The sequence below is a fragment of the Bradyrhizobium sp. genome (assembly GCF_030693485.1).
GTDB lineage: Bacteria > Pseudomonadota > Alphaproteobacteria > Rhizobiales > Xanthobacteraceae > Bradyrhizobium.
This window is the reverse complement of sequence record NZ_JAUYAN010000176.1, coordinates 1-21688: the sequence shown is the minus strand read 5'-3', so window position 1 is coordinate 21688 and position 21688 is coordinate 1. Positions and strand designations below refer to the sequence as shown.

General features: G+C 63.6%; 24 protein-coding genes and 2 pseudogenes. 16 read left to right on the top strand and 10 right to left on the bottom strand.

Going from position 1 to position 21688, the window contains the following annotated elements:
• Positions 1-136: pseudogene (locus tag Q8N40_RS12835) on the top strand (5'/3'-nucleotidase SurE); the annotation flags it as partial.
• Positions 137-198: 62 nt separating this feature from the next.
• Here the strand turns inward: Q8N40_RS12835 and Q8N40_RS12830 are convergent.
• A complete protein-coding gene (locus Q8N40_RS12830; RefSeq protein ID WP_305712086.1) occupies positions 199-576 on the bottom strand; it encodes a response regulator in 378 nt (125 codons plus the stop codon).
• Positions 577-790: 214 nt separating this feature from the next.
• On the opposite strand from Q8N40_RS12830, the gene Q8N40_RS12825 reads away from it, so the two are divergent.
• The 3 genes from Q8N40_RS12825 (at position 791) to Q8N40_RS12815 (ending at position 4674) form a co-directional block, all read left to right on the top strand.
• Positions 791-1441, top strand: coding sequence for a protein-L-isoaspartate(D-aspartate) O-methyltransferase (locus Q8N40_RS12825; RefSeq protein ID WP_305712085.1), 651 nt, complete (start codon positions 791-793; stop codon positions 1439-1441).
• Positions 1442-1548: 107 nt separating this feature from the next.
• Positions 1549-2904 (top strand): peptidoglycan DD-metalloendopeptidase family protein, encoded by a 1356-nt coding sequence (locus Q8N40_RS12820; protein WP_305712084.1) that lies wholly within the window; start codon positions 1549-1551, stop codon positions 2902-2904.
• Positions 2905-3168: 264 nt separating this feature from the next.
• Positions 3169-4674: a DHA2 family efflux MFS transporter permease subunit gene (locus tag Q8N40_RS12815; protein WP_305712083.1), complete on the top strand. Its 1506-nt coding sequence runs from the start codon at positions 3169-3171 to the stop codon at positions 4672-4674.
• 3 nt (positions 4675-4677) lie between these two features.
• Here the strand turns inward: Q8N40_RS12815 and Q8N40_RS12810 are convergent, their stop codons facing one another.
• Positions 4678-5649 carry an ATP-binding protein gene (locus tag Q8N40_RS12810; protein WP_305319587.1) on the bottom strand — a complete coding sequence of 324 codons (972 nt, stop codon included), beginning with the start codon at positions 5647-5649 and terminating at the stop codon, positions 4678-4680.
• A 180-nt stretch (positions 5650-5829) separates the two neighbouring features.
• Here Q8N40_RS12810 and yajC point away from each other — a divergent pair, with 180 nt between their 5' ends.
• Genes yajC through Q8N40_RS12785 form a run of 5 tightly spaced genes read left to right on the top strand, consistent with a single transcriptional unit; the run spans position 5830 to position 10098 of the window.
• A complete protein-coding gene (gene yajC / locus Q8N40_RS12805) occupies positions 5830-6195 on the top strand; it encodes a preprotein translocase subunit YajC (protein ID WP_305319588.1) in 366 nt (121 codons plus the stop codon).
• A 42-nt stretch (positions 6196-6237) separates the two neighbouring features.
• Positions 6238-7839 (top strand): protein translocase subunit SecD, encoded by a 1602-nt coding sequence (gene secD / locus Q8N40_RS12800; protein ID WP_305319589.1) that lies wholly within the window; start codon positions 6238-6240, stop codon positions 7837-7839.
• 14 nt (positions 7840-7853) lie between these two features.
• Complete coding sequence (secF, locus tag Q8N40_RS12795) at positions 7854-8855, top strand: protein translocase subunit SecF (protein WP_305712082.1); 1002 nt, start codon at positions 7854-7856, stop codon at positions 8853-8855.
• A gap of 2 nt (positions 8856-8857) precedes the next feature.
• On the top strand, positions 8858-9241 hold the full coding sequence (locus Q8N40_RS12790; RefSeq protein ID WP_305319591.1) for an Mth938-like domain-containing protein: 384 nt from the start codon (positions 8858-8860) through the stop codon (positions 9239-9241).
• Positions 9238-10098: a phytoene/squalene synthase family protein gene (locus Q8N40_RS12785; RefSeq protein ID WP_305712081.1), complete on the top strand. Its 861-nt coding sequence runs from the start codon at positions 9238-9240 to the stop codon at positions 10096-10098. Before Q8N40_RS12790 ends, Q8N40_RS12785 begins: the two co-directional genes overlap by 4 nt.
• Positions 10099-10209: 111 nt before the next feature.
• On the opposite strand, the gene Q8N40_RS12780 is transcribed toward Q8N40_RS12785, so the two are convergent.
• From Q8N40_RS12780 to Q8N40_RS12765, 4 genes are all read right to left on the bottom strand, one after another.
• The gene (locus Q8N40_RS12780) at positions 10210-11340 is read right to left on the bottom strand and encodes a serine/threonine protein kinase (protein WP_305712080.1); all 1131 of its coding nucleotides are present in this window, start codon (positions 11338-11340) and stop codon (positions 10210-10212) included.
• A gap of 7 nt (positions 11341-11347) precedes the next feature.
• Positions 11348-12781 carry a methylenetetrahydrofolate--tRNA-(uracil(54)-C(5))-methyltransferase (FADH(2)-oxidizing) TrmFO gene (gene trmFO, locus Q8N40_RS12775; RefSeq protein ID WP_305712079.1) on the bottom strand — a complete coding sequence of 478 codons (1434 nt, stop codon included), beginning with the start codon at positions 12779-12781 and terminating at the stop codon, positions 11348-11350.
• Between the two features lie 102 nt (positions 12782-12883).
• Entirely contained in the window at positions 12884-13036 is a 153-nt protein-coding gene (locus tag Q8N40_RS12770; protein WP_305319595.1) for a DUF1127 domain-containing protein, read from the bottom strand.
• 522 nt (positions 13037-13558) lie between these two features.
• The gene (locus Q8N40_RS12765) at positions 13559-14479 is read right to left on the bottom strand and encodes a DUF2189 domain-containing protein (RefSeq protein WP_305712078.1); all 921 of its coding nucleotides are present in this window, start codon (positions 14477-14479) and stop codon (positions 13559-13561) included.
• Between the two features lie 255 nt (positions 14480-14734).
• Between Q8N40_RS12765 and Q8N40_RS12760 the strand changes: the two genes are divergently transcribed.
• Positions 14735-15097 (top strand): DUF3597 domain-containing protein, encoded by a 363-nt coding sequence (locus Q8N40_RS12760; protein ID WP_305319597.1) that lies wholly within the window; start codon positions 14735-14737, stop codon positions 15095-15097.
• A gap of 127 nt (positions 15098-15224) precedes the next feature.
• Here the strand turns inward: Q8N40_RS12760 and Q8N40_RS12755 are convergent, their stop codons facing one another.
• Positions 15225-15503: a GNAT family N-acetyltransferase gene (locus Q8N40_RS12755; protein ID WP_305319598.1), complete on the bottom strand. Its 279-nt coding sequence runs from the start codon at positions 15501-15503 to the stop codon at positions 15225-15227.
• Between the two features lie 183 nt (positions 15504-15686).
• Between Q8N40_RS12755 and Q8N40_RS12750 the strand changes: the two genes are divergently transcribed.
• On the top strand, positions 15687-15815 hold the full coding sequence (locus tag Q8N40_RS12750; RefSeq protein WP_304741461.1) for a hypothetical protein: 129 nt from the start codon (positions 15687-15689) through the stop codon (positions 15813-15815).
• Positions 15816-15831: 16 nt separating this feature from the next.
• Here Q8N40_RS12750 and Q8N40_RS12745 read toward each other — a convergent pair whose 3' ends face one another.
• Positions 15832-16605 carry a potassium channel family protein gene (locus tag Q8N40_RS12745; protein WP_305712077.1) on the bottom strand — a complete coding sequence of 258 codons (774 nt, stop codon included), beginning with the start codon at positions 16603-16605 and terminating at the stop codon, positions 15832-15834.
• Positions 16606-16687: 82 nt separating this feature from the next.
• Between Q8N40_RS12745 and Q8N40_RS12740 the strand changes: the two genes are divergently transcribed.
• From Q8N40_RS12740 to Q8N40_RS12720, 5 genes are all read left to right on the top strand, one after another.
• Positions 16688-18334 carry an acyl-CoA synthetase gene (locus Q8N40_RS12740; protein WP_305712087.1) on the top strand — a complete coding sequence of 549 codons (1647 nt, stop codon included), beginning with the start codon at positions 16688-16690 and terminating at the stop codon, positions 18332-18334.
• 3 nt (positions 18335-18337) lie between these two features.
• Positions 18338-19207 carry a PCC domain-containing protein gene (locus Q8N40_RS12735; RefSeq protein ID WP_305712076.1) on the top strand — a complete coding sequence of 290 codons (870 nt, stop codon included), beginning with the start codon at positions 18338-18340 and terminating at the stop codon, positions 19205-19207.
• 237 nt (positions 19208-19444) lie between these two features.
• Positions 19445-20215, top strand: a complete 771-nt coding sequence (locus Q8N40_RS12730) for an AAA family ATPase (RefSeq protein ID WP_305712075.1) — start codon at positions 19445-19447, stop codon at positions 20213-20215.
• A 79-nt stretch (positions 20216-20294) separates the two neighbouring features.
• A complete protein-coding gene (locus Q8N40_RS12725) occupies positions 20295-20582 on the top strand; it encodes a type II toxin-antitoxin system RelE/ParE family toxin (protein WP_305712074.1) in 288 nt (95 codons plus the stop codon).
• Positions 20542-20874, top strand: a complete 333-nt coding sequence (locus Q8N40_RS12720) for a HigA family addiction module antitoxin (RefSeq protein ID WP_305712073.1) — start codon at positions 20542-20544, stop codon at positions 20872-20874. The genes Q8N40_RS12725 and Q8N40_RS12720 overlap by 41 nt, the downstream gene beginning before the upstream one ends.
• 59 nt (positions 20875-20933) lie before the next feature.
• Here the strand turns inward: Q8N40_RS12720 and Q8N40_RS12715 are convergent, their stop codons facing one another.
• Together Q8N40_RS12715 and Q8N40_RS12710 are read right to left on the bottom strand one after the other, a co-directional pair.
• Complete coding sequence (locus Q8N40_RS12715) at positions 20934-21179, bottom strand: hypothetical protein (RefSeq protein ID WP_305712072.1); 246 nt, start codon at positions 21177-21179, stop codon at positions 20934-20936.
• 176 nt (positions 21180-21355) lie between these two features.
• Positions 21356-21688: pseudogene (locus tag Q8N40_RS12710) on the bottom strand (excinuclease ABC subunit A); the annotation flags it as partial.

Below are 21688 nucleotides of genomic sequence, written 5' to 3'. Positions count from 1 at the left end.
CGCGGCCATGCTGGACACGCCGGCCGAAGGCACCGACCTTGCCGCATTGGCGGCGCGCTATGTTTCGGTGACCCCGCTGCGGCTCGACCGCACCGACGAAGCATTTTCGGAAGCGCTGACCGCGACGCTGAAATAGCGGCGCTGTTTGCGAGTCTAATTCGCAGGAGGGTAAGGCCCTCCCGGTAAGACCATCCTCCCCTATACCGTCGCGCTTTTCAGCGCCGCGTCGATTATCTTGGCCAGGGTTTCGAGCTGGAAGGGTTTTTGCAGCGCCGGGCGATCGCGATATTCTTCCGGGAGGCCCGACGAACCGTAGCCGGTCGCGAAAATGAACGGGCGGTTGCGCGCCTTGATCACTTCGGCAACCGGCGAAATCACCTTGCCGTTGACGTTGACGTCGAGAATGGCGAAGTCGAAATGGGTGGATTGAGCCAGCCGGATCGCCTCGTTGATCTCGCCGGCCTCGGCCGCGACGCTGAAGCCAAGCTCCTCCAGCATATCGGCGACCATCATCCTGATCATGACCTCGTCCTCGACGAGAAACACTGAACCCCGCGGCAGCCGCGCCTCCGTCATGATGATGTCCTTGCCCGCCCCACCGTAAAGATCGCAAATAACGCTAGCAGGCGCAATATGAACGTGTCCTGCACGCCGCGTCGTTGGTCAACGCCAAGGTACCACGCCGGGTTCCGCCGAGGGAACCCGGATTGGCAGAGAAACCTGCGTTCTATATTGCATCGAATAGTCCGAGGCGCGCTAGGGTGCCGCGGTAGTGTTTTGCGAGACCGACATGCCCGCCGTTCAAAACCCGCCGGAAAAGATGATGTTTCAGCTCAACCTGCGGCGGCGGGGGATCAGCGATCAGGCGGTGCTGCGCGCCCTGGAGGCGGTTCCGCGCGACGCTTTCGTGGAGCCGGCCGATCGCGCCGACGCCTGGCGCGACAGCGCGCTCGGCATCGCCTGCGGCCAGACCATCAGCCAGCCGTTCGTCGTGGCCTACATGACCGAGCAATTGCAGTTGCAGAAGCATCATCGGGTGCTGGAGATCGGCACCGGCTCGGGATACCAGGCTGCCATCCTGTCGCGGCTGAGCGGCCATGTGCTGTCGATCGAGCGCTACCGGACGCTCGCTGACAGCGCGCGGGCGCGGCTGGAGAAGCTCGGATGCGATAATGTCGAGGTGATGCTGGGGGACGGCTTCGACATCCCGGCCGGCGCCGGCAATTTCGACCGCATCATTGTGACGGCGGCGATGGAGCAGGTCCCCGATGCGTTAATGCAGCGGCTCGAGCCCGGCGGCATCCTGATTGCCCCGGTCGGGCCGCATCACGGCACCCAGACCCTGATCCGCCTGACCAGAACCGAGGCCGGCTTCGAGCGCAAGGCGCTGGTGGACGTGCGCTTCGTCCCGGCGCTGCCCGGGATCGCCCGCGAACTGTAAGACCCGGATTGGCTGTCCCGCCAAGGTCTTATTCCCAGGGTTAAGCGGTTGTTTACTGGGGGCGTGTTTACTCAAATCAGTAATTTGTTGCGTACGAGTGAGTAACCATGTCCCGTGTCGTCGAGTTGCTTTACTCGCGTCGCGTTCCGCACGTTGCGGCGCTGGCGCTGATGTCATTTGGGTTTGCCGGCTGCAGCGCCGACATGCAGACGCGGCTGTCGCAAAACAACCTGTCCAATCCTTTTGCATCGCAACCGGAAACCACCAACTCGGTTCGAGCACCTGCGGTCGAGCGCCGCGAACTTCCGCAATATTCCCGCCCGCAGGCGCAATACCAGGCACAGCCGCAATATCAGTCGCAGCCGCTGCCGCCTCCGATCTCGGCGCCGCAGTCCTATCCGGCCGCGCATTCAGGCGTATCCGGAGGAGGGCGGGGCCTGTCCTCCTACGCGCCGCCGACGCAGCAACCGCTGGAGACCACGGCCACCGTCGCCCCGCGCTCGGTCGCGGCCGTCCGCGCGCCGGCTCAGGCCCAGGCAGGCACCACGATCATCGTCGGCACCAGCGACACGCTCGAAGGATTGTCGCGCCGCTACAACGTTTCCTCCGCTGCGATCCTGCAGGCCAATGGCTACAAGGGACCGCGCGCGCTGTCGCCGGGGCAGCAGCTGATCATTCCCCGTCAGACCGCGGCCGCCGCTGCGCCTGCGCCGGCCCTGGCGGCGCCTGCCAGCAAGCCTGTCGCGGCTGCGGCGCCGACGTTTCATGTCGTCAATCGCGGCGACACCTTGCTCAGCATCGCCCGTCGCAACAACGTGACGGCGGCGGATCTTTCCAGGGCCAACGGCCTCGACTCCTCGTCGAAACTCAAGCTCGGCCAGAAGCTGACCATGCCGGGCGTCAGGACCGCGGCGGCACAGCCGGTCGCCGTTGCCGCCGTCCAGCCCACCGCACCGGCGACCCGAACGGCCGCCGTGGCCGGCACGCCCCCGCAAAGCGCGCGGCTCGCGTCGGCGACCGCAAAGGTGGAAGACGCGCCGGCGGCTGAAGCGCCCGTGAAAGCCAGTGAAGCAACCGGCGCGCTGCCGACCTTCCGCTGGCCGGTGCGCGGCAAGGTGATCACGACCTATGGCGCCAAGACCAACGGCAAGGCGAATGACGGAATCAATCTGGCGGTGCCCGAAGGCACGCCGGTCAAGGCGGCCGAGGATGGCGTCGTTGCCTATTCCGGAAATGAACTGAAGGGTTACGGCAATCTCGTTCTGGTTCGGCACTCCAACGGTTACGTCACCGCATATGCCCATGCGAGTGAGCTGCTGGTGAAGCGCGGCGACACCATCAAGCGTGGCCAGATCATTGCCAAGTCGGGTCAGTCGGGAGAAGTGGGGTCGCCGCAGCTCCACTTCGAGATCCGCAAGGGATCTTCACCGGTTGACCCGCTTCAATTCCTCAACGGGGCGTGAGGCGAGCTAACGGAACGCGATATTGTCAGTTCCAGTTGTTTCTGCGTGGTGGCCGGGGTTTTCCCGGCCATTTTCGTCTGGCTGAGTTACACGCGTGCGGGTCCGGAGGTGTACTTCATTGCCTTGGTCCGCTATTGCGTAACCTTCAGGCCTGCGGTTGCCGGCCACCGTTTTTATCGCTCTCTGCGCTTCGCTTCCTGCGGTCCACCGATATGCCGAAGCCGCGCCGGGGGCGCCGCGTGAGACCATGATGCTCGGCACCCCATGATCTGGCGGACGACTTCGGCAAGGATTGCCACCTGGTTCGGCTTCATCCTGATGTGCCTCGGCATGTTCATGGCGATCCTCGATATTCAGGTGGTCGCGACCTCGCTGCCGGCAATCCAGCATTCGCTAAGGATCTCTCCTGATGCGATGAGCTGGATCCAGACGGCGTATCTGATCGCCGAGATCACGGCGATTCCGCTGACCGGCTGGCTGACACGCGTCCTCACTTTGCGCTGGCTGTTCGTGATCGCCATCTTCATCTTCACCGTGACGTCGATCGGCTGCGCCTTCTCCACCAATTTCACGTCGCTCGTGAGCTTCCGCATCCTGCAGGGGTTTGCCGGCGGCACGCTGATCCCCGCGGTGTTCTCGGGGATCTTTCTGCTGTTTCCGCCGCGGGCCCATCCGATCGCCGGCACTATCGCCGGCATCGTGGCCGTGCTGGCGCCGACCGTCGGACCGGTGGTGGGCGGCTGGATCACGCATCATTATTCCTGGCCCTGGCTGTTCCTGATCAATGTCGTTCCGGGCGTCATCGCGGTGGTCGCGACACCGTTCCTGCTGCCGCGGGGCAGGCCCCGGCTGAACCAGCTGAAGCATTTCGATGCAATGGCGCTGGCGCTGATGGCAGTGGCATTGGCGAGCCTGGAGATCGGCTTGAAACAGGCGCCGCACAATGGCTGGTTCTCCGCAGTCTGCTTCGGCCTGTTCGCGCTCTGCGCTGCCGCGACGGCGGCGTTCGCGGTGCGAACGCTGAAGGCGGTGCAGCCATTGGTCGAACTGAGAACGCTGAAAGTGTCGTCGTTTTCGGTCGGATGCGGGCTCAGCTTCTGTCTCGGCGTCGGATTGTTCGGCGCGGTCTATTTGATGCCGGTGTTTCTCGCCTATGTCCGGCAGCAAGACCCGTTGCAGATCGGCTCGATCATGCTGGTGACGGGCGCCGCCCAATTGGTGGCCGCGCCGATTGCGGGCGCGCTGGAGAGCCGGGTCAATCCGCGCTGGCTGTCGGCGTTTGGATTTGGCCTGTTCGCCATAGGCCTCGGTATGAGCGCGTTCGAAAGTCGCACCGCCGATTTCGACGAGATGTTCTGGCCCCAGGTGCTGCGCGGCTTCGCGGCGATGTTCTGCCTGCTGCCGCCGACCAGGCTTGCGCTCGAGACGCTGCCCCACAAGCAGGTGCCGGACGCCAGCGGCCTGTTCAACATGATGCGAAACCTCGGCGGCGCCGTCGGGATCGCGCTGATCGATACGGTCCTCTACGGACGCACCAGCGGACATGCCGAAGCCATCCGCCAGCGCCTGATCGCGGGTGACATCACGACCGCGAAGGCAATCGGGCTGGACCGGATTCCGCCGGATCTCGCGGCTGCTGCCTCCATGATCGAGCAGGCCGCCTTCGCGACCAGCGTCAATGAGGCCTGGGCACTGCTGGCCGCGGTGGCGTTGCTCGGGCTGCTGATCATTCCGCTGGCGCGGTCGCAACGGCCCGCCGCCGAAGGCTGAGGATCAGTCCGGCTTCAGCCGGACCCCGAGCCGACCCGCCAGTTCCTGCGTGAACTGCCAGGCGACACGTCCCGATCGCGAGCCGCGCGTGGTCGCCCATTCCAGCGCCTCGCGCTCCAGTTCGGCTTCCGCGATCTTGATGCCGAAATGGCTGCAATAGCCTTTCACCATCGCCAGATACTCATCCTGGCTGCAGCGGTGAAAGCCGAGCCAGAGGCCGAAGCGATCCGACAGCGAGACCTTTTCCTCGACTGCTTCGCCGGGATTGATCGCGGTCGAGCGTTCGTTCTCGATCATCTCGCGCGCCAGCAAATGCCGGCGGTTGGAGGTCGCGTACAGGATTACATTGTCGGGACGTCCCTCGATGCCGCCCTCCAGCACCGCCTTCAGCGACTTGTAGGAGGCGTCGTTGCCGTCGAACGACAGGTCGTCGCAGAACACGATGAAGCGGAAATCCGAGCGGCGCAGCCTGTCCATCAGCGCCGGCAGGCTCTCGATGTCCTCGCGGTGGATCTCGACCAGCTTGAGGCGTTGCGCCGGTTTGCGCGCGACGTTGATATTGGCGTGCGCTGCCTTGACCAGCGACGACTTGCCCATGCCGCGCGCGCCCCACAGCAGTACGTTGTTGGCCGGCAGGCCATCGGCGAAACGCCCGGTATTCTCGATCAGGATGTCGCGCACCCGGTCGATGCCCTTGAGCAGGCCGAGGTCGACCCGGCTGACGCGCGGCACCGGTGTTAGCCTTCCGTTTGGGTGCCAGACGAAGGCGTCGGCGCTGCCGAATGAGTCGGCGGCATGCGACGCCGGCGAAGCGGCGGCGAGGTGCGCCACGATGGCTTCGAGCGCGCGTGCGATCCGCTGGTCCGTGGCCTGTTTCGGCGGGGCGGGCGGGCGTTTTGTCGCGGGCTTCGCCAATTTCCGCTGGCCAGCCCGGGAGGCGGCGCGAGAGCCTGTTTTGCTGGGCTTTTTTGACATCTTGGGGGTTCCTCAGGACGCACCCATATCGGGCCTTGCACAAGGCCGCAAGCGGCCCAAATGAGGGGGCTGGCAGCGTTGCAATTGGGGCGCTGGTCGCTATAGTCCGCGCGAATTTGACCGAACCGGCCTGACGCCGATGGGTCGCTGGTTTACCCCCGTTTCACGAGGATTGTCCGAATGCTGATTACTCCTGCGTTTGCCCAGGCCGCGGCCGGCGGCGATACCAACAGCATGTTGATGTCGCTGCTGCCGTTCGCCCTGATCTTCGTGATCATGTACTTCCTGATTCTGCGGCCGCAGCAGAAGAAGGTAAAGGACCATGCCGAACTGGTGAAGAACATCCGCCGCGGCGATACGGTCGTGACCTCGGGCGGCCTGGTCGGAAAAGTGACGAAAGTGGTCGATGACGACCAGATCGAGTTCGAAATCTCCGATGGCGTCCGCGTGCGCCAGATGCGGCAGATGATTTCCGGGGTCCGCGCCAAGGGCGAGCCTGCGAAGGAAAAGGCCGAGCCCGCCAAGGACGAGACGTCCGCGAGCTAGCTTTTTGCGCGCCGTATTCTCCTGATTTGACGGGTCAACTCGATGTTGTATTTCTCGCGGTGGAAGGCGCTGGCGATCATCCTCACGGCGCTGGTGGTGTGCCTTTGCGCCGTTCCGAACTTCTTCCCCGAAGCCACCGTCAAAACCTGGCCGAAATGGGCGCAGCGCCATCTGGTGCTGGGCCTCGATTTGCAGGGCGGTTCGCATATCCTGCTTGAGGTCGATGCCAATTCGGTCAGGAAGGACAGGCTTGATCAGATCCGCGACGACGTTCGCCGCTCGTTACGCGATGCCAAGATCCCCTATACCGGGCTCGCCGTGCGCAACGAAACTGTCGAAGTGCGCGTGACCAAGGACACCGATTTGCCGGTGGCGCTGACCAAACTGCGCGAGTTGTCTCAGCCGCTCGGCGGCTTGCTCGGATCCAGCGGCCAGCGCAGTCTTGAAATCGCCGACGCCAGCGGCGGGCTCATCCGGCTCAGCGTTCCCGCTGCGGCGATTACCGACCGCATCCGGCAGTCGGTCGAACAGTCGATTCAGATCGTCGAGAAGCGCGTCAACGAACTGGGCACTGTCGAGCCGTTGATCCAGCGCCAGGGACTGGACCGGATTCTGGTGCAGGTTCCGGGCCTGCAGGATCCGACCCGACTGAAGGAATTGATCGGCAAGACCGCCAAGCTCGATTTCCGCATGGTCGATCAGACGGTGCCGGCGGAGCAGGCCCAGCAGGGCAGGCCGCCGCCGGACTCCGACGTGCTGATGAGTTCGACCACGCCGAAGACCCCTTATGTCATCAAGAAGCAGGTGCTGGTTTCCGGCGGCGATCTGACCGACGCGCAGCCGGGCTTCGACCAGCGCACCGGCGAGCCGATCGTCAGTTTCCGTTTCAACACGTCGGGCTCGCGCAAATTCGCGCAGGCGACGACGGAGAATGTCGGTCAGCCGTTCGCCATCGTGCTCGACAATGAGGTGATTTCGGCGCCGGTAATCCGCGAGCCGATCATCGGTGGTTCCGGCCAGATTTCCGGCAGCTTTACGGTGCAGGCGGCCAACGATCTTTCCATCCTGCTGCGCGCCGGCGCGCTGCCGGCGCCGTTGACCGTGATCGAGGAGCGCACGGTCGGCCCAGGTCTGGGCCAGGATTCCATCGAAAAGGGCGAGCTCGCCGCCTATGTCGGCTCCATCATGGTCATCATCTTCATGCTGCTGACCTATCGGCTGTTCGGGGTGTTCGCCAACATCGCAGTCGCCATCAACGTCGCGATGATCTTCGGCATCCTGTCGCTCCTGAACGCCACGCTGACGCTGCCCGGCATCGCCGGTATCGTGCTGACGGTCGGCATCGCCGTCGACTCCAACGTGTTGATCTATGAGCGTATCCGCGAGGAATTGCGCGGCGGGCGCAGCGCGATCAACGCGATCGATGCCGGATTCCGCCGCGCGCTGGCCACGATTCTGGATTCCAACATCACCACTTTCATCGCCGCAGCCGTGCTGTTCTATATCGGCACCGGACCGGTGCGCGGCTTTGCCGTGACGCTCGGCATCGGCATCATCACCACGGTCTTCACCGCCTTTACGCTTACCGCTCTGATCGTCGCGACGTGGGTGAGATGGAAGCGGCCGCAGACCGTGCCGATTTAGGAAATGAGCCGGCTGTGACAAATTACGTTCTCATCGGACTCGGTGTCCTTGTTGCCGTGATGACGGTGGTCGCCTGCTTCGGCTGGCTGCCGGCGATGCGAATCGTGCCTGACGACACCAAGTTCGATTTCACCCGCTTTCGTCGCATCAGTTTTCCTATTTCGGCGCTGCTCTCGATTGCCGCGATCATGCTGTTCTTCACCCATGGGCTGAATTTCGGCATCGACTTCAAGGGCGGCACGCTGCTGGAAGTAAGGGCCAAGTCCGGCACCGCCGACATTGCGCCGATGCGGACAGCGCTGACCGGGCTTGGTCTCGGCGAAGTTCAGTTGCAGCAGTTCGGCGGACCAGCCGACGTGCTGATCCGCATCGCGGAACAGCCCGGCGGCGATGCCGCCCAGCAGGTGGCGGTGCAGAAGGTCCGCGGCGCGCTCGGCGAGTCAGTCGAGTATCGACGTGTCGAAGTCGTCGGACCGCGCGTTTCCGGCGAACTGCTGGCTTACGGCATGCTGGGGCTGATGCTCGCGATCTTCGGGATCCTGATCTATCTCTGGTTCCGGTTCGAATGGCAGTTTGCGCTCGGCGCCATGATCGCCAACGTCCATGACATCGTGCTCACCATCGGCTTCATGTCGATCACCCAGATCGATTTCGATCTGACCAGTATCGCGGCGTTGCTGACGATTCTCGGCTACTCCCTGAACGATACCGTCGTGATCTATGACCGGATCCGGGAAATGCTGCGGCGCTACAAGAAAATGCCGATGCCGGAGCTGCTCAACGAGTCCATCAATTCGACGCTGTCGCGCTCGATCATCACCCACGTCACGGTGACGCTGGCCTTGCTGGCGCTGTACCTGTTCGGCGGTCACGCCATCCACAGCTTCACCGCCGTGATGATCTTCGGCGTGGTGCTGGTCGGCACCTACACCTCGATTTTCATCGCAGCACCGATCCTGATCTATCTCGGCGTCGGCGTTAACCGGGACGCACCGGAAAAGCCGTCCGGAAAGTGACGATGCCGGCCCCGTCGGACGCTCCGCATCTTCCGAGATCGGCGCCGATCGAGGCCTATGGCAAGGGCGGCTTCGCCTTCGCCGAGATGTCGCATCGCGGCTCGCTGCTGTGCCTGCCGGAGGCGATCTGGGCCTGGCCGGTGACCAGGCCTGAGGAGATCGACGGGGCCTCGCTGGTCCGCGTCTTCGAAGCGGCCAATGGGATCGATACGCTCATTATTGGCACCGGCACTGGCGTCTGGCTGGCGCCACCTGCGCTACGCGATGCCCTGCGCGCGGTGAGGGTGGTGCTGGACACGATGCAGACCGGACCCGCGATCACTACCTACAATATCATGATCGGCGAACGCCGGCGCGTCGCGGCGGCGCTGATCGCGGTGCCATGAACGGCGGGGAGGGCAACCGGGAATCCGCTTCGTTCTGCGCCGACCTGGTGCGCAGCCATGATTTCGCCCGCTACGCCTCCACGCTCTTCATGCCGTCCGACCAGCGCCGCGCGCTGCTGGCGGTCTACGCCTTGAATGTCGAGATTTCGCGGGTGCGCGAGCAGGTGAGCCAGCCGCTGCCCGGCGAAATGCGCCTGCAATGGTGGACCGACATGCTGGCGGGCACCAGCCATGGCGGCGTCGAGGGCAATCCGGTGGCGGCTGAACTGATGCAGGCGATCCGCAGCTACCGGCTGCCGGTCGAGCGGCTGTCGCGGCTGATCGATGAACACCAGTTCGATCTCTACAACGATCCGATGCCGACCATGGCGGCGCTGGAAGGCTACATCAACGATACCGCGTCCGCGCTGTTTTCGTTGGGCGCCGCAATCTGTGGCCGCCAATCCGATGAGATCGAGCACCTCGCGCGTCATGCCGGCCTCGCGCAGGGCATCGCCCAGGTGATCGCCGCATTGCCGCTGGATGCGTCGCGGCGCCAGTTGTTCGTGCCGCTGCAACTGCTGCAGCAGCACGGCATCGGGATGGAACTAGTGTTTGTCGGCAAGCAGACGCCGAAACTCCGTGTGGCGCTGGAACAATTGATTGCCGAGGGACGAGGACATTTAAAGACGGCGTTGGCGCTGTTGGAGAGCGTGCCGCCGGAGGTCAGGCCGGTGTTCCTGCCGCTGGCGCTGGTCCGCCGCGACCTGCAACGGATGTCGCGCGCCGACACCGATCCGTTCGCTCCGCATCTCACGTCGCGGTTACGGACCCTGTGGACGTTGTGGCGGGCGTCAAGGTCGAAGGAATTTTCATAGGGTGCGGAGGCACTTTATGTTGCATCACTCATGGTCGTTATACTCCGCGAATGCGGTATCCAGTAAGCCGCAGCCTCTCGATCGAATCTCGGACGCCTCTGGAATACTGAATCATCCGCCTTCGCGGGTGATGACGTTCTGTGATGGCGATTGCGCCAAATCACCCGCCTCGAAATTGAACCGGTCCCGCAAGTTCTTCCGCGACTCCAGAATGCTTTTCAAGAACGCGCGGTCGGCGTCGCTGGTTATCATCGGCTCGATCAGATCGAGCTGATTCATCGCCACGAGCTGCAAAATCTCGGTGCGGGGCTTGCCGGCGGCATCGCGCGGCAGCGCCTGTACCACCTGGATGTGCTCCGGTGGCTTTGGGCCCTTTGCGGCCGTGAGTTCGCTGCGCAGTTGAACTTCGAGCGCGGGCTGGTCGGCTTCCACAAAGGCATAAAGCCCCACGCCGGTGCGGCGGTCGGCGAAGGCGACGATGGCGACGTCGCCGACCTCAGGATTTTTACGGATCAGCTCGAGCAGAACCGGCGCGTCGTTGACCAGCCGCCGGCCGCCGCCTTCGCGGTCGGTAAAGTTGAACAGGCCGCGGGTAATGGCGCGGTAGACTTTCTTGCCGGTCATCAGCCAGACGCTGGCGACGGCCGATTTGCGCGCCAGGATCTTGCGCTCTGCCGGCGTCAGCGCCTCCGGTGCATAGCTGCGCTTGTGCTTGAGAAGATGCCGCAGATCCTCATAGGCCGCGATCCGGAACAGCTTGCTGCGCGATTTGAAGCAGGCCGCGAGTTGGAAGTCCGTGACATAGGCGCGGCCATCGGTGCCGCGCAGCCAGTTTTGCTCCTTGGCGAGATCGTTATGGCAGATCCCGGCGCGATGCATTCTTCGCAACGCCTGCTTGGCGGAGCGAAAATAGGCGGCGTCGCCATGCGGCTTTGCCATTTGCAGCGCCACACCATTGATGAAACCTCGCACCAGCGCCTGTTTGCCGGCCCACAACAGTTTCGGCCCGACATCGAGGTCGCGCGCCAGCGCCAGTGCGCGGGCCTCGCGTCCGAACAGATGACGCGCCGGAAGGTAAGACCACCACGGCACCTGATCGAGCCGGCGCAGCACGGCGTCGACTTCACCGGCATCGGCGCGAAAGCGGCCGCGCTCGACAGTCGAAAACACGTCGCGCTTCAAGAGCACGCCTTCGGTCCATCGCGCCGACAGCACGGCGGCGTCGTCTTTCGGTAGACTCATGGAATGCTCACGCCGCAGCTTGAACGCGCAAGTGATCGGCAATCCAGCGGTCGAGATCCGATAGCGCCCGCGCGCTCATCGCCTGCTTCTTTGCCACGGTCTTTTCGTTGCCACGCAGCCGGGTGCCATCGGGCTTTTTGGTGGGAGCACTGGCCAGCGGCGGAAACAGTCCGAAATTGATGTTCATCGGCTGGAATGAGCGCGGACCGGCGTCGATGGTCTCGATGTGGCCGCCGGTGATGTGGCCGAGCAGCGATCCCAGCGCCGTGGTCGAAGGCGGCGGCGCCAATGATGCCGCGCGGGCATCGGCGGCGGCATAGAGGCCGGCCATCAGCCCGATGCTGGCGGATTCCACATAGCCCTCGCAGCCGGTCATCTGCCCGGCGAAGCGCAGCCGCGGCTGGGCGCGCAGGCGCAGCTGGGTGTCCAGAAGTTTCGGCGAATTCAGGAAGGTGTTGCGGTGCAGGCCGCCCAGTCGGGCGAATTCGGCGTTCTCGAGGCCGGGAATGGTGCGGAACACGCGCTGCTGGGCGCCATGCTTCAACTTGGTCTGGAAACCCACCAGATTGTAGAGCGTGCCGAGCTTGTTGTCCTGGCGCAGCTGCACGATGGCATATGCCTTCACGGTCGGGTCGTGCGGATTGGTCAGCCCGACCGGCTTCATCGGCCCGTGGCGCAGCGTCTCGCGGCCGCGCTCGGCCATCACCTCGATCGGCAGGCAGCCGTCGAAATAGGGGGTGTTGGTTTCCCACTCCTTGAAGTCTGTCTTCTCGCCCGCGATCAGGGCGTCGACGAAGGCGTCGTACTGCTCCTTGTTCATGGGGCAGTTGATGTAGTCGGCGCCGGTGCCGCCGGGGCCGACCTTGTCGTAGCGCGACTGAAACCACGCCGCCGACATGTCGATTGAATCCCGGTGCACGATCGGGGCGATGGCGTCGAAGAATGCCAGCGCGTCCTCGCCCGAGAGTACGCGGATAGCTTCCGCGAGCGGTGCGGAGGTCAGGGGTCCGGTCGCGACGATGACATTGCCCCAATCGGCCGGCGGCAGGCCACCGACCTCGGTCCGGTCGATATCGATCAGCGGATGATCGTTGAGGGCCTTGGTGACGGCAGCGGAGAAGCCGTCGCGGTCCACCGCCAGGGCGCCGCCGGCGGGCACCTGGTTGGCATCGGCGGCCCGCATGATCAGCGAGCCCAGCCGGCGCATTTCGGCATGCAGCAGCCCGACGGCGTTGTTGGCGGCATCATCGGAGCGGAAGGAATTGGAGCAGACCAGCTCGGCCAGGCCGTCGGTGCGATGGGCCTCGGTCATCCTGACAGGGCGCATCTCGTGCAGGACCACGGCGACGCCGGCATTGGCGACCTGCCAGGCCGCTTCCGAGCCGGCCAGGCCGGCGCCTACGATATGGACGGTTTCAGTGGCAGATTTGCTGGCGTTCATGGCCGAGAGACGTAGCGCGTTTTCGGGCCAAGTGGAATGCACCGCAGATACGACAACGCCCGCAGCGAGGCGGGCGTTATCGTCAGTCAGTTGAGAAACGAATCAGCCGTGATAGGTACCGGCTGCAACGCGCGGAATGTCCGAGCGATCCAGACCGATATCGGACAGTTCGCGATCGCTAAGCTGGGACAATTCGCTGACATTGCGCTGATAGTCCCGGAACGCCTGGATCATGCGGATGAGCGAGAGCAACATGGGTAGTCTCCTTGAAAATACGATTCAGCTCTTGGAGGAAGCCTCATCGTTGTAATGAATATAGAAAACCATGCCGCAGTGCAGAAGCTCTGGTGTTGCGATGCAGCTAGGTGAAAAACGCATGGCAATGATAAGAATCGATTAGCCTTTTCAGAGGTGCCGAGCGATCGCCGGTGTATACGGAAAAATTCGAGATACAGCAGTTAAGCACGAGGAATTGTTACAAAACCGACACCTCACCTTAGACATCCGAGCTAGGTGCGCTGCTACCATTCGCATGAGATGAGGACGAAAACAGCCTGCCCAAGACTTGATCAGGCTTAAATATGCATGCGTGATTCGCATGCAGTTTTTCAAATAAATATGAATATAAATTCATTGTTTTGGAGCAGCCTGATTGGAAAGACTGCGAACAGCGCCGTTTCAAGATCTCGGACAACGAGCGCCTGCATGCTCAAGCCGCCGGTCAGCAAGAACCGGCGGCCCGATGGCATGGCTTGTCCCGCCGTGGCTTGACGCTTGCTACGCGTCGTTTTTGCGCTTCCACGGGAACAGGTTGGCCGGGAAGTCCGCCGCCGGGCGCCGCTCGCGATGCGGGCGGGGCGGGAGCGGTTGCGGGTTGAGTTCGGGCGCGACGACCTCGCGATAGAGGTGCCAGGTGGCATGACCGAGCAGCGGGATGACGATGGCGAGGCCGAGGAAGGCCGGCAGCGATCCCGCGACCAGCAACGCCGCGACGATCAATCCCCATGCCGCCATCGGTACCGGATTTCGCGCCACCACGCGCAGCGATGTCACCATGGCGTCGCCGACCCCGGCGTGACGCTCGAGCATCAGCGGGAATGAAACCACGCTGACGCACAGCGCCACCACCGCGAACAGGAAGCCGACGCCGCAGCCGACGACGATCAGCCACCATCCCTCCGGCGTCGTCAGCACGCGCCGCGCGAAATCAGGAATCCCGGCTGCGGCCTCGTAACCGAAGGCCGCGACATAGATCGCCTGTGCGGTCGACACCCACACGACGAACAGTGCCAGCAGCAGCGTGCCGAGCCCGAGCATGGCGCCGAACGACGGCGAGCGCAGCACCTCGACCGCGTCCCACGCCGAGGCTTGTTCACCGCGCTCCCTGCGGCGGCTGAGCTCATAGAGGCCGAGGGCTGCGAACGGGCCGAGCAGGGCAAAGCCCGCCGCCAGCGGAAACAGCAGCGGCAGAACCGAATAGCCGAGTACAGTGCGCGCCAGTACCAGTCCGAGCACCGGATAGATCACGCCGAGAATGATGGCGTGGCTGGGCACCGCCTTGAAGTCCTCCCAGCCGAGCCGCAGCGCCCGGTGCAAGTCGGACAGGCCGATGGTTCGGATGACGGGGGCGGCTGCGGTATTTTGTGCTTCCAGCGGCGTGACATTGCCGGGAGCATTGCCCGGGTATGGCGTGGCCATGGTCGTCGTCTCCCTTTGTGTGACAGCCGCATGTCACGCCGTTGCGGGCGCCAACAGGCCGTCTGCGAAACGATCACGATCAGGGCCAGACGCGAAGACAGGAAACCGGAGCAGGCCATGTCGCGAACTGAACCATCAGCGTACTCCCAATCACCCGCGCCGTCGCTCACGCTTCGGTGAATGCTGCATTGGCAAGCCTCGGCGGGGACGCTAAGGTCAGAGCGGGCTGTTCGTATCGTCTATTTGGAGAAATCTATGAGCATTTTCGGAAAAATCATGGGCGCGATCTTTGGCACCAAGGCCGACGCGGCGCCTGCGGGCGGCGGTACCGCTGCTGGAGGTGGATCGGCGGCCGCGGCCACGGTCGACGTCGCGCCGATACTGGACGCCGCCGTCAAGGCCAAGGGTGAAAAGCTGGCATGGCGGACTTCGATCGTCGATCTGATGAAGGCGCTCGATATCGATTCAAGTTTCACCGCACGCAAGGAGCTCGCCAAGGAGCTCGGCTACACCGGCGACAGCAACGATTCCGCCAGCATGAATATCTGGCTGCACAAGCAGGTGATGACGAAACTCGCCGCCAATGGGGGCAAGCTGCCGCCGGAGCTGAAGGACTAGTCCGGCGGGTAACGGGCAGATCGTCGGACGAATTAAGAGGCCCGCCGGACGGCGGGCCTTTTTTGTGGGCGAACCGAAGACCCGTGATCAGTCGGAGGTCAGGATAGCCGGTCGCGCCCAGCGCTTGTCACCCCGCCAGATCCGCAAACTCCGGATGCTTGCGCAGATAATCCACCACGAAACCGCAGCCGGCGATCACTTTCAATCCATCGGCGCGGATCAGCTGCAGCGCGCCGTGCAGCAGCTCGGACGCGATGCCGCGGCCGCGCAGCGCGCGCGGCGTTTCGGTATGGGTGATGACGACGGCCGACGGCGTGAGGCGATAATTCGCGAACGCCAATGTGCCCTCGACATCGAGTTCGAATCGGCTTTGGGCCTTGTTGTCGCGAACGGATGCTGTCGCCATACCCTCAACTCTCTGAAAACGATTCCGCCGGGTCATTTAGGCGCATGGACCTGCCGCTGCAAGCCGGCGGCGCGCACTGGGGTCGTCAATATGGCCCGAAGTCCACTTGCTTTGGTGCTATGGTTCTGAAGCGAGATAGGCTGGCTTGCCGGCGATCGCAGCGCCTCTGATCTGGAGAACGTCATGACGAGCCAAAAGGGCCCCAACATCAAGAAGAAGCAGAAGTGCAAGAACTGCGAGGGCAAGGGCCTGCTGAAGAAGGGCGACAAGGTGGTGAAATGCCAGCGCTGCGGCGGGACGGGGCTGCGGTGAGGATGCCGGGCCGGCGTCAGGAGCCCTCGTCGGGAATATTCAGCACCACGCCGCAGGCCTTGCAATGCACCGCGTCGCGGTCGTGGCGCTGCAGGCCGCAGGTCGGACAGGGAAACCGGACCTTGTCCGGGTTCAGCAGCGCGCGGGCGAGATTGAAGAACAGGGTCACGCCGAAAATCATGATGACCACCGAGATCAGGCGGCCGAGCGTGCCGGGCAGGGTGATGTCGCCAAAGCCGGTGGTGGTCAGCGCCGTAACCGTGAAGTACAGCGCGTCGGCATAGTTCGTGATCTGGTTGTTGTGGAATTTCTGGGTTTCGTAGACGATCGCGGTCATCACGAAGATGAATACCGCAAGGTTGGTGACGGCGAAAATGACCTCCTCGTTGCGCCGGAAGAACGAGCTGTCGGCGCGCAGCCGCTCCAGCATCTGGTAGTCGCGCAGCAGCCGCAAGGTGCGCAGGATACGCAGAAAGCCGCCGCCTTCCCCTGCCAGCGGCGCGAGGAATGAGACGATCGCGATGACGTCGGTCCAGGTCGAAAACCGGGTGAATTCGCGCAGGCGATGCCGGCTGGCGAGCAGGCGTGCGGCGAAGTCGGCCAGGATTCCGACGCCGAACAGGACGTCGAGCGTCTCGATGGTCTCGCTGGAAGGCAGGAACGAGGTCGCGATGATGAACAGCACGGTGACGATATCGAACGCCAGCAGCGCATAGCGGAAACGGACGCCGCGCGGCGTCGCGCCTTCGTAAAGCTCGCGAATATCGCTTTTCAGGGCGGCAAAGGTCATGGCGACATCTACATCCGTTTGGGCGTATTATTGCAATCATTGATCGGCGAACCGTCGTCCCAGTTCCGGAGCCTTCCACGTGATCGAACCCGTTCCCGCGGCCGCACCCCCCGGCGGCATCCTGCGCATGTCCCACCGGGTCATGAACCTCGCTCACATGCTGACGCAAAATGCCCGCCGCCTTGGCGATCGCCCCGGCCTCGTTTGGGGCGAGCGGTCCTGGAACTGGCGCGAGATCGACGGTCACGTCTCGGCGCTGGCGGCGGCCCTCGCAGCAAGCGGCATTGTCAAGGGCGACCGCATCCTGGTCCATTCCAGGAATTGCGACGAGATGTTCTGGTCGATGTTCGCAGCCTTCCGGCTCGGCGCGGTCTGGGTTCCCACCAATTTCAGGCTGATGCCGGACGAGGTGGCGTATCTCGCGACCGCCTCCGGCGCCAGGGCGTTCCTCTGCCAGGGTGATTTCCCCGGCCATGCCGCGGCGGTCAAGGCGGCGAGCCCGGCGCTCGCCTTCACCTGGCGGATCGGCGAGGGCGCCTTCGGCGAGAGATCGGTGAGTGAAGCGATATCCGCCCATGCCGGCGCGACATTCGCAAACAACGCCGTCGACGAAAACGATCCCTGCTGGTTCTTCTTCACCTCGGGCACCACGGGCCGATCCAAGGCGGCGGTGCTGACCCATGGCCAGATGGCGTTCGTGGTGACCAATCATCTCGCCGACCTGATGCCCGGTACGACGGAGCGCGACGCGTCCCTGGTCGTGGCGCCGCTGTCGCACGGCGCCGGCGTGCACCAGCTGGTGCAGGTCGCGCGCGGCGTGCCGACCATCCTGCTGCCCTCGGAGCGGTTCGACATCAACGAGGCGTTCCGTCTGATCGAAACGCATCGCGTCACCAATATCTTCACCGTACCGACCATCCTGAAGATGATGGTCGAGCACCCCGCCATCGACCGCTATGACCATTCCTCGCTGCGCTACATCATCTATGCCGGGGCGCCGATGTACCGCGAGGACCAGAAGGCCGCCCTGAAGAAGCTCGGCAAGGTGCTGGTGCAGTATTTCGGGCTTGGCGAGGTCACCGGCAACATCACGGTGCTGCCGACGGAGCTGCACGATGCCGAAGACGGACCGCAGGCGCGGATCGGCTCCTGCGGCTATGAGCGCACCGGTATGCAGGTCTCGATCCAGGCCGACGACGGGCGTGAGCTGAAAGCCTTCGAGACCGGCGAGATCTGCGTGATCGGTCCGGCCGTGTTCGCCGGCTACTATGATAACCCCGATGCCAATGCCAAGGCGTTTCGCGACGGCTGGTTCCGCACCGGCGACCTCGGCCATCTCGATGACGAGGGTTTTGTCTATATCACCGGCCGCGCCTCGGACATGTACATATCCGGCGGATCCAACATCTATCCGCGCGAGGTGGAAGAGAAGATTCTGACTCACCCCGGGATCGGCGAAGTCGCGATCGTCGGCGTGCCGGACCCGGTCTGGGGCGAGGTCGGCATCGCCGTCTGCGTCGCGCGCGAGGGTTCGGCCGCGGTGAGCGAGCTCGAACTCGCCACCTTCCTGGCCGCCAGGGTGCCGCGCTACAAGATGCCGAAGCGCTTCTTCTTCTGGGAGGCGCTGCCGAAATCCGGTTACGGCAAGATTCCAAAGCGGCTGGTGCGGGATGAACTCGAGGCGCGCGGCCTGCTCGAGGCCAAGCAGCCAGCCGATGCCGGTCGCTGAGCGATGCGAAGCGTCACGCAGCCCGGTCCACCCGTGCCCGAGCGCATCCAGTGGGTGGAGGCGAGGGGGCGCGCCTTCACCTTCACGCTGGAAACCGGCCTGCCGCTGCTGGAGGCCGCGCGCCGCGGCTTTGCCGGGCAAGGCTTTGCCGGCGGCGTGCTGAACATCCGGAGCGGGGCGCTCGCCCCCTTTGCCTACGTGATGCCAGCGCTGTCGAAGACCGGCGCCAATGCCGCGTTCTACAGCGACACGTTCAGGCCCGCCGGTATCACGCAGCTCACGACGGGCGCGATGACGCTGGGGCAGCGCGACGGCGCGCCGTTCTTCCATTGCCACGCGTTGTGGACGGAAGCCGATGGCCGTGCCGGCGGCGGCCATATCCTGCCGGAGGAAACCTTGGTCGCAGAGCCCTTTGCGGTCGAGGCATTCGGCATTGTCGGCGCGTTGTTCACCGCCGAGCCCGACCCCGAGACCAATTTCAAACTGTTCGGGCCGGTTGCTTGTGCGGCCTCGGCAGCCAAGGCAACCAGCCGTGCCTTCGCGCTGCGGCTGCGGCCGAACCAGGATTTTGCCGGCGCGCTGGAATCGTTTTGCCGTGAGCGCGGCATCACCCACGCCAAAATTCACGGCGGCGTCGGCAGCACCATCGGCGTGCGCTTCGCCGACGGCCGCCTCGTCGAGCCGTTCGCGACCGAACTCGCGATCCGTTCGGGAGCCATCGCGGCCGGGGCGGGCGGCGCGCCCGAAGCGGAGCTGGACATTGCCGTTGTCGATTACACCGGCGGCCTCGCCGAAGGCCGGCTGAAGCGCAGCGACAATCCGGTGCTGATGACAATGGAGCTGGTGCTGGAGGTGCCTGGCGACGGTTGGTAGCCCGGATCGAGATAGCGGCAGGCGTCGCGTCGCTCGCCTCCCACCAAAATATCGAAATCAACCCCATGTACAGTAGGAATAGCGCCATCTGAAGGTATTTAAATACCTGGATATTGGCCTCGACCTGAAGCTCCGCGTTTCCAGGCGGCCGCCACCTCAAGCAGGTTGAGCTGGGAACCCGACTTTCCAAAGTATCTTTGTTCCTGTTATGTTCCGAAGCCCCTGGGGAGAGGAACGATGGCCTCCAGACGAAACCGACCGATCAATCTGCCTGCGCCTTATCTCAGGCGCATCTGGCTCGACCCGTCGCGGATCGCCGACCGCGCGGCCTATCCGTTCTGCCTGCCTTTCCTGAGCGATGATTTCGAATTGGGTTTCGATCGCGCCATCACCATCATCGTCGGCGAAAACGGCACCGGCAAATCCACCCTGCTCGAAGGCATTGCCGTGCTGGCGGGCTATGACGAAGCCGGCGGCGGCAAGGGCTACATGCCGGTCGATCATTCCATCGCCATCGAGGCGATGGGCGGCCGGCTCTCCCGCGCGTTTCGGGCGAGCTGGTTGCCGAAGGTCACTAGCGGCTGGTTCTTCCGCGCCGAGAGCTTTTTCTCCGTCGCCAGATATCTCGACGAGGCGGCCCGGGAACCGCTGAGCGGACCGCCGCCGGACTTCCTCTCGCATTCGCACGGCGAGGGCTTTTTGCGCTTCTTCGAGGAGCGCTGCCAGCGCCAGGGCATCTACATCTTCGACGAGCCGGAATCCGCGCTGTCGCCGTCGCGCCAGATGGAATTTTTGAAGCTGATGCGGCGGATGGAAAATTCCGGCCATTGCCAGATCATCATGGCCACGCATTCACCCATGCTGATGGCCTATCCCGACGCGCGGCTGCTGCGGTTGTCGAAATACGGGCTGGAGCCGGTGACCGTGAAGGAGACGGATCACTACAAGATCATGCGGGAGTTTTGCGAGGATCCGGCGGGGTTTGTGGAGGCGGTGGTGGCGGAGTGAGTACTCAGCGGCCACAGAACGTTGATACGCCAAAGCTGACAGTCTTGCCGTTCACCGTTTCCCGTAGTATATTTGTGCCATGATCCGTTCGTGGCGAAATTCCGCGACCCGAAAGGTTTGGGATGGCGAGCAGCCAAATCAATTTCGCGGGCTGGATTTCGAAGCCGCCATCGATCTGTTGGTGGCGTTGAACGTCGCCAAGTCACTCAACGATCTGAGCCCGTTGAAAAGTGTCGGTTTGCACAAGCTCAAGGGTGATCGCAGGGGGCAGTGGGCGATGACGGTAAACCAGCGTTGGCGTATCTGTTTCGAGTTTCACAAAGGCGATGCCCACGAAGTTGAAATCGTGGACTACCATAAAGGTTGACGTGATGGCTCCTGTCGTACACCCCGGGCGCTTATTGAAGCGCGAACTGACAGCCCGCAAGCTCAGCGCCAACCGGCTGTCACTTGATATCGGCGTGCCCTCGGGCCGCGTTACGGACATTCTCAACGGTCGCCGCTCGATTACCGCCGATACAGCCGTTCGCCTTGGACGCTACTTCGGCAATGGTGCGCAGTTCTGGCTCGATTTGCAGAGTCAGTATGATATCGGCGTTGTCGAACGGGAGAAGGGCGCGGAGATTACAAAGCGCGTGAGACCGGCAGACGCCGCGTAGGGCAGCATCATCGGAGCGCCCCGGCGGAATACGCTGCGCTATTCCGTCCTGCGGGGCTGTCAGGCCGAGATTGGCGTCAATTCAAACACGCGACCATGCTTGGCCGCCTCTGCAATCTCACCTTTGCGCAATGCCAAGCGCACGGCGTCGAGCGTCTTTGCATCTTCCAAAGACAGATAGGGCGACCAGCCGGTGTCATCCTCGATCAGTTCTACCGGGATTTCCGCCGCGTAGCGGCCTTCATGGATAAGTTTGATTGTTTTTCGGATCATCGTATTTTCCGCCTCAAAAAGTCGGACGACCATCTTTCCCGATCCGGCCGATAGGCCGTCACCATAACTCCGGGTTCGAAGTGATCCTTGGGGATCGCCCATCCTTGGCAAGTTCGTCATAGCCGTGATCCGAAATGCGGATAGCTCCGCGTTCTGCAAGGGAGCGAATGTGGATGAGGGTGTCACTCAATGGAAATCAAGTCCTGCCCTTACTCCGCCGCCTCGATCCCGCGCTTCCGCTTGCCGCCATCGGCCTTCGCCAGCACCGGCCCCAGAAACTTACCCGTATAGCTGCGCGGCGCCTTGACGATATCCTCCGGCGGACCCCAGGCAACGATCTCGCCGCCGCCGTCGCCGCCTTCGGGGCCGAGGTCGATCACCCAGTCCGCGGTCTTGATCACCTCAAGATTGTGCTCGATCACCACCACCGTGTTGCCCTGCGACACCAGCTCGTGCAGCACTTCCAAGAGCTTCTTGACGTCGTGGAAATGCAGGCCGGTGGTCGGCTCGTCCAGGATGTAGAGCGTGCGGCCGGTGGCGCG